Raw genomic sequence first — 15,293 nt, forward strand, 5'->3', positions numbered from 1 at the left:
TTCCATCAACTGCTTTTCAAAACGCCGTTCAGAGACGTGTTCGACTCTGGCGGCGTTTTACATTGTGTCCGGCGCCGTTGCGGGCACCCTCCACGACTTCACAGGGATAGCATGATGAAGCGATTAACTCTGCTGGGATCGACCGGCTCCATTGGTACCAGCACGCTGGCGGTCATTGCCGCAAATCCTGAACTGTATCAGGTGACTGCGCTGGTGGCTGGCCAGAATGTGGCGTTGATGGCTGAGCAATGCCTGCAATTCCAACCGCGCTATGCCGCGATGTCCGACGAGACCTCCGCACGAGCGCTGCGTGAGCGACTGAAAGCACTCAACGTGAATACCGAAGTGCTCTCCGGCGTTCAAGCCGCCTGCGAACTGGCTGCGCTGGATGAGGTGGATCAGGTGATGGCTGCGATTGTTGGCGCGTCAGGTTTACAGCCCACATTGGCGGCGATTCGCGCCGGTAAAACCGTGTTGCTTGCAAACAAAGAATCGCTTGTCACATGCGGCCGTCTGTTTATGGAGGCGGTACGCCAACATCAGGTGCAATTGCTGCCGGTCGATAGCGAACACAACGCCATTTTTCAGAGTTTACCCGCTTCCATACAGCATCAGTTGGGGTACGCTGATCTGCGGGGGAACGGCATCGAGTCGATTCTCCTTACGGGATCGGGTGGTCCTTTTCGTGACACGCCATTAGCGGATTTAGCCGGTATGTCGCCGGATCAGGCTTGTGCGCATCCGAACTGGTCAATGGGGCGTAAAATCTCTGTCGATTCGGCCACCATGATGAATAAAGGTCTTGAATACATTGAAGCCCGCTGGCTGTTTAATGCGACTGACGCGCAGATGGAGGTGATCCTGCATCCGCAATCGGTTATCCATTCGATGGTGCGTTATTGCGACGGCAGTGTGCTGGCGCAATTGGGTTCTCCAGATATGCGAACGCCCATCGCGCATAGCATGGCATGGCCAGCACGTATCTCTGCCGGTGTAACACCGCTCGACTTCACTCGCATGAAGTCGTTGACGTTTGCCGAGCCGGACTACGAGCGCTATCCCTGCCTGAAGCTTGCGATTGATGCCTGTGCCACAGGTCAGGCCGCTACAACGTCGCTGAACGCAGCGAATGAAGTGGCGGTGGCAGCTTTTCTGCAGCACCAGATTCGCTTTACCGATATCGCCGCCATCAACAGCGAAGTGCTGGCGTCCCTGAATTGTCAGGAGCCGGACAGCATTGACGAGGTAATGGAGATCGATCGATTAGCACGTGTGCGTGCTAATGAATTGTTACCGCGCTTTCGTTTAGCAGGTTGATAGTTCCCGCTATTTGTTCGCTCTGGGTGAAAATGGTATAGTCGCTCGCTCGCGTTTCACAGCCCGACATTGTTTCGATGTCATCTGGCGTGTTTGCCGGATTTTGCTGCAGGCGCAATGTATTCAGAAACCACAGCATTTCTGATGAAAGGAATTATTACGCGTTATGTCGTCCAACAATCACAATACAATCGATGACGAGTCGTACTGCACGCCACGTCACGTGGCCATCATTATGGATGGTAATGGTCGCTGGGCAAAAAATCAGGGCAAACTGCGTATTTCAGGCCACAAAGCCGGGGTAAAATCAGTACGCCGGGCTGTCAGCTTTGCGGTTAGCCATAAACTGGAAGCGCTCACGCTTTATGCGTTTAGCAGTGAAAACTGGAGCCGACCGATTCAGGAAGTGACAGCGTTAATGGAGTTGTTTGTCTGGGCATTAGACAGCGAAGTCAAAAGCCTGCACAAGCACAATGTGCGTCTGCGCGTCATTGGTGATATCGGCCGTTTCAATAACCGTATTCAGGAACGCATTCGCCGCGCCGAGGAACTGACTCAGCAAAATAATGGACTGACCCTTAACATTGCTGCTAATTATGGCGGCCGTTGGGATATTATCCAGGGTGCCAGAAAATTGGCCGAACAGGTTCAGGAAGGCATACTGCGTCCTGACCAGATTACCGAAGAAAGCCTGGCTCCGTATCTGTGTATGCAGGAGCTGGCGCCAGTGGATTTAGTGATAAGGACCGGGGGAGAGCATCGGATTAGCAACTTCCTGCTGTGGCAAATCGCCTATGCTGAGTTTTGGTTTACCGATGTTCTTTGGCCTGATTTTGATGAAAACGTTTTTGAAGGTGCACTGAATGCATTCTCTACGCGGGAGCGACGCTATGGCGGTACTGCACCAGGCGGCGCCTAAGCAATTTGGGGGTAACCTTTGCTGAAGTCTCGTCTGATTACCGCGTTGATTTTGATTCCGCTGGTGATCGCTGCACTGTTCTGGTTACCCCTGTCCGGTTTTGCGATCATTACTATCATTATTTGCATGCTTGCCGCCTGGGAATGGGGGCAGTTTGCTGGTATGAAAACGCGTCAGCAACGTATCTGGCTGGCCGTGCTATGCGGGCTATTGCTGTCCGCGATGCTGTTTACCCTTGCACCCTATCAACGCAACCTGCACCAATTCCAGATGGAAGGCTCGCTCTGGGCATCGCTGGGCTGGTGGGTTGTCGCGCTATTTTTAGTGCTGTTTTATCCTGCTTCTGCCGCGCTGTGGCGCCATTCGCGTTCGTTGCGCCTGCTGTTTGGCCTGCTCACCTTGATTCCCTTCTTCTGGGGCATGATGGCGCTGCGTCAGTATCATTATGATACCGACCACTTCGCCGGTGCCTGGTGGCTACTGTTCGTGATGTTCCTTGTCTGGGGAGCCGATTCCGGTGCCTACATGTTTGGTCGTCTGTTTGGCAAACATAAGCTGGCCCCAAAAGTCTCTCCAGGTAAAACCTGGGAAGGATTCTTCGGCGGCCTATTGTCATCTGCCATCATAGCCTGGCTGTTTGCACTGTTGGCACCGCTCTCAGTTGCGCCGGGCACGCTGATCATCTGTGCGGTAATCGCCACCCTGGCATCAGTCCTGGGCGATTTGACAGAAAGTATGTTTAAGCGTGAAGCGGGCATTAAAGACAGCGGTAACTTGATTCCGGGGCACGGTGGTATTCTCGATCGTATTGATAGCCTGACGGCTGCGGTGCCGGTGTTTGCCTGCCTGCTGCTGTTGGTGTTCCGCACCCTCTGAGGATAGCCGACGATGTTGAGTATACTCTGGAGTTTTGCCGCCTTTATCGTGGCGCTTGGCGTGCTGATTACCGTGCACGAGTTTGGCCATTTTTGGGTGGCGCGCCGCTGCGGTGTCAAAGTCGAGCGTTTCTCGATTGGCTTTGGCAAAGCGTTGTGGCGCCGTACCGATCGTCAGGGCACTGAGTATGTCATCGCGCTGATTCCCCTCGGCGGCTACGTCAAAATGCTCGACGAACGCGTTGAGAGCGTTCCCGCCGAACTGCGTCATCAAGCCTTTAATAATAAAACCGTGCTGCAGCGTGCTTCCATCATCGCGGCCGGCCCCATCGCTAACTTCATTTTTGCCATCTTCGCTTACTGGGTAGTATTCATCCACGGCGTACCTGGTGTACGCCCGGTAGTTGGTGAAATTCTGAACGGTTCCGTCGCTGCTGAAGCGCAAATTAACTCTGGCATGGAACTTAAAGCGGTAGATGGTATCGAAACGCCTGATTGGGATGCTGTGCGTATGGCGCTGATCGGTAAAATCGGCGACAGCGATGCAACGCTTACCGTCTCGCAATTTGGCGAAGAAGCCACGCAGCAAAAGCAATTAAATTTGCGCGATTGGCAATTCGAACCTGATAAACAGGATCCGGTGGTCGCTTTAGGTATTCGTCCACGTGGGCCGCAGATTGAAACGACCTTAGCCGAAGTTCAGGCAAACTCTCCGGCAAGCAATGCTGGTTTGCAAGCGGGCGATAGGATCGTTAAAGTCGATGGTCAGCCATTGTCACAGTGGCAGGCTTTTGCGGCACAGGTACGGGATAACCCGGGTAAAAACATGGCGCTAGATATTGAGCGCAACGGCGAACCTGTGGCGTTGACACTAACGCCGGAAGCAAAACCGGGCAACGAAGCGGAAGGCTTTGCGGGTGTCATACCGCGTGTGATTCCGCTGCCTGATGAGTACAAAACGGTAAGGCAGTATGGACCTTTTGCGGCGATCGGCGAAGCCAGTGTAAAAACCTGGCAGTTGATGAAGCTAACAGTCTCCATGCTGGGCAAGTTGATAATCGGGGATGTGAAGCTGAATAACCTGAGCGGGCCGATTTCTATCGCGCAAGGTGCCGGGTTATCAGCAGAGTACGGGGTAATTTATTACCTGATGTTCCTGGCGCTCATCAGCGTCAACCTGGGCATCATTAACCTGTTCCCTCTGCCGGTTTTAGATGGTGGTCATCTGCTCTTTCTGGCGATCGAAAAGATCAAAGGTGGACCGGTGTCCGAGCGAGTTCAGGACTTTAGTTATCGCATTGGCTCAATTTTGCTAGTGCTGTTAATGGGGCTTGCACTTTTCAATGATTTCTCACGTCTGTAATAGCTGGAACGCATACAGGCGCGGGATGTGTTAGGAAAACGCATAACAACGATGGCGATGAAAAAGTTGCTCATAGCGTCGCTGCTGTTTAGCAGCGCCACCGTTTACGGTGCAGACGATTTCGTAGTGAAGGACATTCATTTCGAAGGTCTCCAGCGAGTCGCCGTCGGCGCGGCTCTGCTCAGCATGCCGGTACGTGTCGGTGATACGGTGAATGACGATGACGTCAGAAACACCATTCGCTCACTGTTCGCCACCGGTAACTTTGAAGATGTGCAGGTTCTGCGTGACGGTACAACCCTGATTGTTCAGGTGAAAGAGCGTCCAACCATTGCCAACATCACTTTCTCCGGCAACAAAGCGGTGAAAGAAGATCAGCTGAAACAGAACCTCGAAGCTTCTGGCGTGCGCGTTGGCGAAGCGCTGGATCGCACCACGCTCTCAGCCATTGAGAAGGGCCTGGAAGACTTCTACTACAGCGTCGGTAAATACACCGCCAGCGTCAAAGCGATTGCTACGCCACTGCCGCGCAATCGTGTCGATCTGAAATTCGTCTTCCAGGAAGGCGTTTCGGCGCAGATCCAGCAGATCAATATCGTTGGCAATAAAGCTTTCAGCTCTGACGAACTGATCTCCCGCTTCTCACTGCGAGATGAAGTGCCGTGGTGGAACGTCGTTGGCGATCGCAAATACCAGAAGCAGAAGTTAGCGGGCGATCTCGAAACCCTGCGCAGCTTCTATCTGGATCGCGGTTATGCGCGTTTCAACATTGATTCTACGCAGGTGAGCCTGACGCCAGATAAAAAAGGCATCTACATCACCGTGAACATTAACGAAGGCGATCAGTACAAGATTGCCGGCGTGATTGTGAACGGCAGCATGGCGGGCCATTCTGCTGAAATCGAAAAGATGACCAGAATTCCAGCGGGTGAGCTGTATAACGGCACCAAAGTCACCCAAATGGAAGATGACATCAAGAAATTGCTGGGCCGCTATGGTTACGCCTATCCACGCGTAATGACGCAGCCTGAAATTAACGATGCTGACAAAACTGTCAAACTGCACATCAACGTGGATGCGGGCAACCGTTACTACGTGCGTAAAGTGCGTTTTGAAGGTAACGACACCTCAAAAGATTCAGTACTGCGCCGTGAAATGCGTCAGATGGAAGGTGCCTGGTTGGGCAGCGACCTGGTCGATCAGGGTAAAGAGCGTCTGAATCGTACCGGTTACTTCGAAACCGTTGACGTTGATACGCAACGTGTTCCGGGTGCACCGGATCAGGTTGATGTGGTCTACAAGGTGAAAGAACGTAACACCGGTACCTTCAACTTTGGTGTCGGTTACGGTACTGAAAGTGGCGTGAGCTTCCAGGTTGGCGTGACCCAGGAAAACTGGCTCGGCACCGGTAACACCGTCGGCATCAGCGGGACCAAAAATGATTATCAGACCTATGCTGAATTCTCACTGACCGATCCGTACTTCACGGTTGATGGTGTGAGCCTCGGCGGTCGCTTGTTCTATAACGACTTTAAAGCCGACGACGCGGATCTGTCTGACTATACCAACAAAAGTTATGGTCTCGACGGTACGCTGGGCTTCCCGGTCAATGAAAACAACACGCTGCGTGTTGGCTTAGGTTACGTGCATAACGACCTGTCCAACATGCGTCCACAGGTTGCGATGTGGCGTTATCTGGATTCGGTCGGTCGTCATCAGGGCTTAAATGATGACGGTGATTTCTCTGCAGATGATTTCACCTTCAACTACGGTTGGACTTATAACACCTTAGACCGCGGCTTCTTCCCAACGCGCGGTAACCGTACCAACCTGAACGGTAAAGTGACTATTCCTGGCTCTGATAACGCATTCTACAAAGCGACGTTGGATAGCCAGCAATATGTGCCGCTGAACCGCGATGGTACGTGGGTGGTATTAGGCCGTGGCCGTGTAGGATATGGTGACGGACTTAATGGTAAAGAGATGCCGTTCTATGAGAACTTCTACGGCGGTGGTTCGAGCACGGTTCGTGGCTTCCAGTCCAACACCATTGGTCCTAAAGCTGCGTATCTGAACGATGGCTCGTCAACCTGTAACATCTCTGATCCGAACGGCGTCTGTAAGTCGGATGATGCGGTCGGCGGTAACGCTATGGCGATTGCCAGCCTTGAGCTGATTACGCCAACGCCGTTCCTGAGCGAGAAGTATGCAAACTCTGTGCGTACCTCGGTGTTTATGGATGCCGGTACCGTTTGGGATACCAAATGGCAGAACACCGCAGAAACACGTGCGGCGGGTGTGCCAGACTACAGCGATCCTAATAACATTCGCGTCTCTGCCGGTGTGGCACTGCAGTGGATGTCACCGTTAGGACCGCTGGTGTTCTCATACGCCCAGCCGATGAAGAAAGTCGAGGGAGACAAGTCAGAGCAATTCCAGTTTAACATCGGTAAAACATGGTAATGCTCTGAGCAGGGAAGTGAAAATACCGTCTTGTATGCGTGTCGCTTAATGATGCGACACGCTGCAAACACACACGTTGAGGTAAGGAGTTTATAGTGAAAAAGTTGTTCTGTGCTGCTGCTCTGGGTGTTGCATTAGCTGCTTCTGCGGGTGCCCAAGCGGCTGATAAAGTTGCCGTCGTAAACCTGAGCCAGGTTTTCCAGCAGTCTCCGCAGCGTGCCGCGGTTGCTAAACAACTGGAAGGCGAATTCCAGAGCCGCGCCTCTGACCTCCAGTCTCAGCAGCAGAAGATCCAGCAAGAAATTCAGGATCTGCAGCGTAATGCTTCGACCATGAAAGCGAGCGACCGCACGAAGAAAGAGAAGCAAATCTCTTCTGAGCGCGCTGCCTTTGAACAAAAAGCACAGGCTTTTGACAAAGACAACCAAACTCGTCAGATGCAGGAGCGTAACAAGCTGCTGGCTAAAATCCAGACCGCTGTGCAGTCTGTAGCGAAAAGCGAAGGTTACGATCTGGTCCTGGATTCTCAGGCCGTGCTGTACTCTTCTTCTGATGCTAAAGACATCACTGCTGACGTTGTAAAACAGGTTAAATAATTGATGTCATCAATTCGACTGGCTGATTTAGCCCAGCAGTTGGATGCAGAATTGCACGGAGATGGCGATATCGTCATCTCCGGCATTGCTTCTATGCAATCCGCCACAACTGGCCAAATCACTTTTCTTGCAAACAGCCGCTACCGCGAGCAACTCGCTGCTATCCAGGCTTCAGCCGTGGTGCTGACGGAAGCGGATCTGGAGTGGTGTAAAACGGCCGCCCTGGTGGTGAAAAATCCTTACCTGACTTATGCCCGTATGGCACAACTGCTGGACACCACGCCGCAGCCCGCGCAGAATATCGCGCCCAGTGCGGTGATCGATGCAACGGCTAAGCTGGGTAAGAATGTTTCGGTAGGTGCAAATGCGGTGATCGAATCCGGCGTAGAGCTGGGTGACGACGTCGTTATTGGCGCCGGATGTTTTGTTGGTAAGCAGACGCGCATCGGTCGCGGCTCACGTTTGTGGGCTAACGTCACCATTTATCACGAAATCCAAATGGGCCAGGATTGTCTGGTTCAGTCGGGCACGGTAATTGGTGCTGATGGTTTCGGGTATGCTAACGATCGTGGCAATTGGGTGAAAATCCCGCAGCTGGGTACCGTCGTGATTGGTGATCGGGTAGAAATTGGTGCCTGTACCACCATTGATCGCGGCGCGCTGGATAACACTCTGATCGGCAATGGTGTTATCATAGATAACCAGTGTCAGATTGCGCACAACGTTGTGATTGGTGATAACACCGCAGTTGCGGGTGGTGTGATCATGGCGGGTAGTCTGAAGATTGGACGTTACTGTATGATTGGCGGCGCCAGCGTCATTAACGGCCATATGGAAATCTGTGACAAAGTGACCGTAACCGGCATGGGCATGGTAATGCGCCCGATCACAGAGCCAGGCGTATATTCGTCGGGTATTCCACTGCAACCCAACAAAACATGGCGTAAAACAGCAGCGCTGGTGATGAACATCGATGAAATAAGCAAACGCTTAAAAGCCATCGAACGTAAGGTCGGCAAAGACGACTAAACGCATCCCACGCTACTCGCTTTCATAACAAGAAGTGTACTTTCTTCCAGATTGGGGTAACCCGAGATGGCAGCAGGTAACGTAAGAAAGCGAAACGCCCCGAACTAATTTGCGGCCTGCGGAAGATCATTTTGATCGGTGCAGGCCGTGTTATTGTTGCCATCAGAATTTTTAGGACAGGAAGAGTATTTTGACTACTGAAACGCATACTCTGAAAATTGAAGAGATTTTAGAACTGCTGCCACACCGCTATCCTTTCTTGCTGGTTGATCGCGTGCTGGATTTTGAAGAGCATAAATACCTGCGCGCGGTGAAGAACGTTTCTGTTAACGAACCGTTTTTCCAGGGACACTTCCCTGGTAAGCCGATTTTCCCAGGCGTTCTGATCCTGGAAGCGATGGCGCAAGCGACCGGTATTCTGGCGTTCAAAAGCGTTGGAAAACTGGAACCAGGCGAACTCTATTACTTCGCTGGTATCGATGAAGCCCGTTTCAAGCGTCCGGTTGTGCCGGGCGATCAGATGATCATGGAAGTGACATTCGAGAAAACCCGTCGTGGTCTGACGCGCTTTAAAGGTGTGGCCACCGTTGACGGCAAAATTGTCTGTGAAGCGACCATGATGTGTGCCCGTAGCCGGGAGGCATAATAAGTGATTGATTCAACCGCCAATATCCATCCCAGTTCTGTCATTGAAGACGGTGCCATTATCGGCGCTAATGTTCACATCGGCCCGTTCTGCTTTATCGGCGCCAATGTAGAAATTGGTGAAGGTACGGTACTCAAATCGCACGTGGTGGTGAACGGCCACACGCGCATCGGCAAAGACAATCAGATCTACCAATTTGCTTCCATTGGTGAAGTGAATCAGGACCTGAAATATGCTGGTGAACCGACGCGCGTTGAAATTGGCGATCGCAACCGCATCCGCGAGAGCGTCACCATTCATCGTGGCACCACGCAGGGTGGCAACGTGACCAAAGTTGGCAGTGATAACCTGCTGATGGTGAATGCTCACATCGCGCATGACTGCGTGATCGGTAATCGCTGCATCTTTGCTAACAATGCCACGCTGGGCGGTCACGTTACCGTTGATGATTTCGCGATTATCGGCGGTATGACTGCGGTACATCAGTGGTGCATCATTGGTGCTCATGTGATGGTTGGCGGTTGTTCAGGCGTCGCACAGGATGTGCCGCCTTATGTCATTGCGCAGGGCAACCACGCCACGCCGTACGGTATTAATATCGAAGGTTTGAAGCGTCGCGGCTTTAGTAAAGAAGCACTGCACGCCATTCGCAACGCGTACAAACTGCTGTACCGCAGCGGCAAAACGCTGGATGAAGTGAAACCAGAGATTGAACTGCTGGCGAAACAACACAGCGAAGTGCAGCCTTTCTATGATTTCTTTGCCCGTTCAACGCGTGGATTGATTCGTTAATCCATGTCAGCGCGTCCCCTAACGATTGCCCTGGTCGCCGGAGAAACCTCCGGCGATATTCTTGGTGCAGGACTCATCCGTGCGTTAAAAGCGCGTCATCCTGATGCGCGCTTTGTTGGCGTGGCCGGCCCGCTGATGCAGGCCGAAGGCTGCGAAGCCTGGTATGAGATGGAAGAGTTGGCGGTGATGGGCATCGTCGAAGTGCTGGGACGCCTGCGGCGTCTGCTGAAGATTCGTCGTGACCTGACGCAGCGCTTCACGGAACTCAAGCCGGATGTATTCGTTGGCATTGATGCGCCTGATTTCAACATTACGTTGGAAGGTAGCCTTAAGCGCTCAGGTATTCGCACGATTCATTACGTCAGTCCTTCCGTTTGGGCGTGGCGTCAAAAGCGCGTTTTCAAAATCGGCCGCAACACCAATTTGGTTCTGGCATTCTTGCCGTTCGAAAAAGCCTTCTACGATCGTTTTAACGTGCCGTGCCGTTTTATCGGTCATACCATGGCTGATGCGATGCCGCTACAGCCCGATAAGCTGGCGGCGCGCCGCGAGTTAGGCATTGCCGCAGAGGCGATTTGCCTTGGCTTATTGCCAGGCAGTCGCGGTGCGGAAGTCGAAATGCTCAGCGCCGATTTCCTGCGCGCCGCGCAGTTGCTGCGTCAGCGCTATCCAACGCTGGAAATTGTGGTACCGCTGGTTAATGCCAAACGCCGCGAGCAGTTTGAGCAGATCAAAGCTGAAGTGGCGCCAGAACTGCCCATGCATTTGCTGGATGGCAAAGGCCGTCAGGCGATGCTGGCCAGCGATGCCGCTATTCTTGCGTCCGGCACCGCCGCGCTGGAGTGCATGCTGGCGAAATGTCCGATGGTGGTCGGTTATCGCATGAAGCCGTTTACCTTTTGGTTGGCAAAGCGTCTGGTGAAAACACCGTACGTTTCCCTGCCAAATCTGTTGGCCGGTCGTGAATTGGTCAAAGAGTTACTGCAGGATGAATGTCAGCCCGAAGCGTTAGCCGCGGCACTGGAGCCGTTGCTGCACGCCGGCCCTGAGCGTGAAGTGCTGCTTAATACTTTCACCGAACTGCATCAACAGATTCGCTGGAATGCTGATGAGCAAGCGGCGGATGCGGTACTGGAGATCATCAATGGCTGAGTTTATTTATCCCAACGCGCAGCTGATTGCTGGCGTTGATGAAGTCGGGCGCGGTCCGCTGGTTGGCGCCGTGGTGACTGCGGCGGTGATCCTCGATCCTGCTAACCCGATTGCGGGACTGGCAGACTCGAAAAAGTTATCAGAGAAACGCCGTCTGGCGCTGTATGACGAGATTAAAGAGAAAGCGCTGGCCTGGAGTCTTGGCCGTGCTGAGCCGGAAGAGATCGATCAGCTCAATATTCTGCACGCCACCATGCTAGCGATGCAGCGCGCGGTAGCGGGTTTGCACATTGCTCCAGACTTTGTACTGATTGATGGTAACCGTTGCCCCGCGCTGCCGATGCCCGCGCAGGCGGTAGTGAAGGGGGATAGCCTGGTGAAAGAGATCAGTGCCGCCTCGATCATCGCCAAAGTCACGCGCGATCGTGAAATGGCCGAGCTGGATCTTTTGTTCCCGCAATATGGCTTTGCGCAGCACAAAGGCTATCCAACTGCGCTGCACATGGAAAAGCTGACGCAGCACGGCGCCACACCTCATCATCGTCGCAGCTTTGCGCCGGTGCGTAACGCTCTGATTGATGCCGACGTGCTGGCAGCCCGCCAGCCAACTACGCTTTAATAGCCTGACGCTGTTTTAACCGGAAACTGATATGGCTGAACCTCGTTTTATACATCTGCGCGTCCACAGTGACTACTCCATGGTTGATGGTCTGGCGAAAACCGGACCTTTGATCAAGAAGGCGGCTGCGCTTGGCATGCCGGCGATCGCCATTACCGACTACATCAACCTGTGCGGGCTGGTGCGTTTTTACGGTAGTGCGCACGGCGCGGGGGTTAAACCGATTGTCGGTGCGGACTTCCAGGTTGCCAGTGAACTGATGGGCGATGAGCTGACGCAGCTGACTCTGCTGGCGGCCAATAACACCGGTTATCAAAACCTGACTTTGCTGATTTCGCGTGCGTATCAGCGCGGTTACGGCATTGCGGGCCCGATCATCGATCGTGACTGGCTGCTGGAATTGGGTGAAGGCCTGATTCTGCTCTCGGGCGGACGTCGCGGTGATGTGGGACGTAGCCTGCTGCGCGGGAATAGCGCCATGGTGGCGCAGTGTTTGAGCTTTTATCAGGAACACTTCCCGAATCGCTATTACCTTGAATTAATGCGCACCGGTCGCGCAGATGAAGAAGCTTATCTGCATGCCGCGGTCGAGCTGGCAATTGCCGAAGGGATTCCCGTCGTTGCCACTAACGAAGTGTGCTTCCTGAATGAAGAAGATTTTGATGCGCATGAAATTCGCGTCGCGATTCATGACGGCTATACGCTGGACGATCCAAAGCGTCCACGTAATTACAGTCCTCAGCAATATATGCGCAGTGAAGAGGAGATGTGCGAGCTGTTCTCGGACATCCCGGAAGCGCTGGAAAATAGCGTAGAGATTGCTAAGCGCTGTAACGTAACGGTACGCCTCGGCGAATACTTCCTGCCGCAGTTCCCAACCGGTGACATGAGTACCGAAGACTTCCTCGTGGCGAAGTCGCGTGAAGGTCTGGAAGAGCGTATGCAATTCCTCTTCCCGGATCCTGCGGTGCGCGCAGAAAAACGCGTGGCATACGATGAACGTCTGGAGATCGAACTTACCGTTATCAACCAGATGGGTTTCCCTGGCTACTTCCTGATCGTGATGGAGTTTATCCAGTGGTCTAAAGACAACGGGATCCCAGTGGGACCCGGCCGTGGCTCGGGCGCCGGTTCTTTGGTGGCGTATGCGCTGAAAATTACCGATATCGATCCGCTGGCGTTTGACCTGCTATTCGAACGTTTCCTGAACCCGGAACGTGTCTCGATGCCCGATTTTGACGTCGACTTTTGCATGGAGAAGCGCGATCAGGTGATCGATCACGTGGCCGATATGTATGGTCGTGATGCGGTATCGCAGATCATTACTTTCGGTACCATGGCGGCGAAAGCGGTAATTCGCGACGTAGGGCGTGTACTTGGCCATCCGTACGGTTTTGTTGATCGTATCTCCAAACTGATTCCGCCAGATCCGGGCATGACGCTGGAAAAAGCTTTCCTGGCTGAACCGCAGCTGCCGGAGATCTACGAGGCAGATGAAGAGGTGAAAGCGCTGATCGACATGGCGCGTAAACTGGAAGGTGTGACGCGTAACGCCGGTAAACACGCCGGTGGTGTGGTGATCTCGCCGACCAAAATCACCGATTTTGCGCCGCTGTACTGCGATGAAAACGGGCAATTCCCGGTTACCCAGTTTGATAAGAATGACGTGGAATATGCCGGGCTGGTGAAGTTTGACTTCCTCGGCCTACGTACGCTCACCATCATCGACTGGGCGTTGAAGATGATTAACCCACGCCGTGAAAAGCAGGGGTTGCCACCGATTGATATCGCCGCCATCCCGCTGGATGACAAGAAAAGCTTCGACATGCTGCAGCGCTCGGAAACCACCGCGGTGTTCCAGCTTGAATCGCGTGGCATGAAAGATCTGATCAAACGCCTGAAGCCGGACTGCTTCGAAGATATGATCGCACTGGTGGCGCTGTTCCGTCCGGGACCGCTGCAATCGGGCATGGTAGATAACTTTATCGACCGTAAGCACGGCCGCGAAGAGATTTCTTATCCGGATATTCAGTGGCAGCACGAAACCCTGAAGCCGGTGCTGGAGCCGACCTACGGCATCATTCTGTATCAGGAACAGGTGATGCAGATCGCCCAGGTGCTGTCCGGCTACACCTTGGGTGGCGCGGACATGTTGCGCCGTGCGATGGGTAAAAAGAAACCCGAAGAGATGGCGAAGCAGCGTTCGGTGTTCCAGGACGGCGCGGAGAAGATGGGCGTCGACGGCGAACTGTCGATGAAAATCTTCGATCTGGTGGAGAAGTTCGCCGGTTATGGCTTTAACAAGTCGCACTCCGCTGCTTACGCACTGGTTTCTTATCAAACGCTGTGGCTGAAAGCGCACTATCCGGCAGAGTTCATGGCGGCGGTAATGACCGCCGATATGGATAACACCGAGAAAGTGGTTGGCCTGGTCGATGAATGCTGGCGTATGGGCCTTAAAGTGCTGCCGCCGGACATCAACTCAGGTTTGTATCCGTTCCACGTCAATGACGAAGGCGAGATCGTTTACGGCATCGGCGCGATCAAAGGCGTGGGCGAAGGTCCGATCGAAGCGATCATTGATGCGCGTAACGAAGGCGGTTACTTCAAAGAGCTGTTTGATCTCTGCGCGCGTACTGACACCAAAAAGATCAACCGCCGCGTGATGGAAAAATTGATCATGTCGGGCGCGTTCGATCGTCTCGGCCCGCATCGTGCGGCCTTAATGAGTGCGCTCGGCGATGCATTAAAAGCGGCCGATCAGCACGCCAAAGCCGAAGCCATCGGTCAGGCCGATATGTTCGGCGTGCTGGCGGAAGAGCCGGAGCAGGTTGAGAAATCCTACGCCAGCATCACGCCGTGGCCGGAACAAATTCAACTGGATGGCGAACGTGAGACGCTGGGGCTGTATCTCACCGGCCATCCCATTAATCAGTATCTGAAAGAAATTGAACGTTATGTCGGCGGCATGCGGCTGAAAGACATGCATCCGACAGATCGTGGTAAAGTAACCGTCGCCGCGGGGCTGGTGATTGCCGCCCGCGTAATGGTCACTAAACGCGGTAACCGAATTGGTATTTGTACGATTGACGATCGTTCAGGTCGTCTTGAAGTGATGTTATTTACCGATGCGTTAGATAAATACCAGCAGTTGCTGGAGAAGGACCGTATCCTGATCGTCAGTGGACAGGTCAGCTTTGATGACTTTAGCGGTGGCCTTAAAATGACCGCTCGAGAAGTGATGGACATCGACGAAGCGCGGGAAAAATACGCGCGCGGACTTGCTATCTCGCTGACGGACAGGCAAATTGATGACCAGCTTTTAAACCGTCTCCGCCAGTCTCTGGAGCCTCATCGCTCCGGGACCATTCCGGTGCATCTCTACTATCAGAGAGCCGATGCGCGGGCGAAGCTACGCTTTGGTGCAGCGTGGCGAATTTCGCCCAGCGATCGTTTACTCAACGATTTGCGGTCGTTAGTAGGATCGGAGCAGGTGGAACTGGAGTTTGACTAAAACAGGAA

General features: G+C 53.4%; 12 protein-coding genes. All 12 read left to right on the plus strand.

Features of this window, described 5'->3' with window-relative positions; translation table 11 throughout:
• Positions 1-114: 114 nt before the first annotated feature.
• Positions 115-1,317, plus strand: a complete 1,203-nt coding sequence (ispC, locus tag AC6I8K_RS03765) for a 1-deoxy-D-xylulose-5-phosphate reductoisomerase (RefSeq protein ID WP_483817952.1) — start codon at positions 115-117, stop codon at positions 1,315-1,317.
• A 166-nt stretch (positions 1,318-1,483) separates the two neighbouring features.
• Positions 1,484-2,236, plus strand: a complete 753-nt coding sequence (gene ispU, locus AC6I8K_RS03770; protein WP_064737513.1) for a (2E,6E)-farnesyl-diphosphate-specific ditrans,polycis-undecaprenyl-diphosphate synthase — start codon at positions 1,484-1,486, stop codon at positions 2,234-2,236.
• 18 nt (positions 2,237-2,254) lie between these two features.
• Positions 2,255-3,112: a phosphatidate cytidylyltransferase gene (cdsA, locus tag AC6I8K_RS03775; RefSeq protein WP_064737512.1), complete on the plus strand. Its 858-nt coding sequence runs from the start codon at positions 2,255-2,257 to the stop codon at positions 3,110-3,112.
• 12 nt (positions 3,113-3,124) lie between these two features.
• The gene (gene rseP, locus AC6I8K_RS03780) at positions 3,125-4,474 is read left to right on the plus strand and encodes a sigma E protease regulator RseP (RefSeq protein WP_064737511.1); all 1,350 of its coding nucleotides are present in this window, start codon (positions 3,125-3,127) and stop codon (positions 4,472-4,474) included.
• A gap of 51 nt (positions 4,475-4,525) precedes the next feature.
• On the plus strand, positions 4,526-6,937 hold the full coding sequence (gene bamA / locus AC6I8K_RS03785; protein WP_064737510.1) for an outer membrane protein assembly factor BamA: 2,412 nt from the start codon (positions 4,526-4,528) through the stop codon (positions 6,935-6,937).
• Between the two features lie 95 nt (positions 6,938-7,032).
• Positions 7,033-7,533 (plus strand): OmpH family outer membrane protein, encoded by a 501-nt coding sequence (locus AC6I8K_RS03790; protein WP_007893920.1) that lies wholly within the window; start codon positions 7,033-7,035, stop codon positions 7,531-7,533.
• A 3-nt stretch (positions 7,534-7,536) separates the two neighbouring features.
• Entirely contained in the window at positions 7,537-8,562 is a 1,026-nt protein-coding gene (gene lpxD / locus AC6I8K_RS03795; RefSeq protein ID WP_064737509.1) for a UDP-3-O-(3-hydroxymyristoyl)glucosamine N-acyltransferase, read from the plus strand.
• 190 nt (positions 8,563-8,752) lie between these two features.
• Complete coding sequence (gene fabZ / locus AC6I8K_RS03800) at positions 8,753-9,208, plus strand: 3-hydroxyacyl-ACP dehydratase FabZ (RefSeq protein ID WP_007893924.1); 456 nt, start codon at positions 8,753-8,755, stop codon at positions 9,206-9,208.
• A 3-nt stretch (positions 9,209-9,211) separates the two neighbouring features.
• Positions 9,212-10,000: an acyl-ACP--UDP-N-acetylglucosamine O-acyltransferase gene (gene lpxA / locus AC6I8K_RS03805; RefSeq protein ID WP_064737508.1), complete on the plus strand. Its 789-nt coding sequence runs from the start codon at positions 9,212-9,214 to the stop codon at positions 9,998-10,000.
• A gap of 3 nt (positions 10,001-10,003) precedes the next feature.
• A complete protein-coding gene (lpxB, locus tag AC6I8K_RS03810; protein ID WP_064737507.1) occupies positions 10,004-11,152 on the plus strand; it encodes a lipid-A-disaccharide synthase in 1,149 nt (382 codons plus the stop codon).
• The gene (gene rnhB, locus AC6I8K_RS03815; protein ID WP_064737506.1) at positions 11,145-11,771 is read left to right on the plus strand and encodes a ribonuclease HII; all 627 of its coding nucleotides are present in this window, start codon (positions 11,145-11,147) and stop codon (positions 11,769-11,771) included. Before lpxB ends, rnhB begins: the two co-directional genes overlap by 8 nt.
• Positions 11,772-11,802: 31 nt before the next feature.
• Entirely contained in the window at positions 11,803-15,285 is a 3,483-nt protein-coding gene (dnaE, locus tag AC6I8K_RS03820; RefSeq protein ID WP_064737505.1) for a DNA polymerase III subunit alpha, read from the plus strand.
• The last annotated feature ends 8 nt before the right edge of the window (positions 15,286-15,293 follow it).

Source organism: Pantoea sp. X-Soil-ISGK-421, assembly GCF_059730785.1.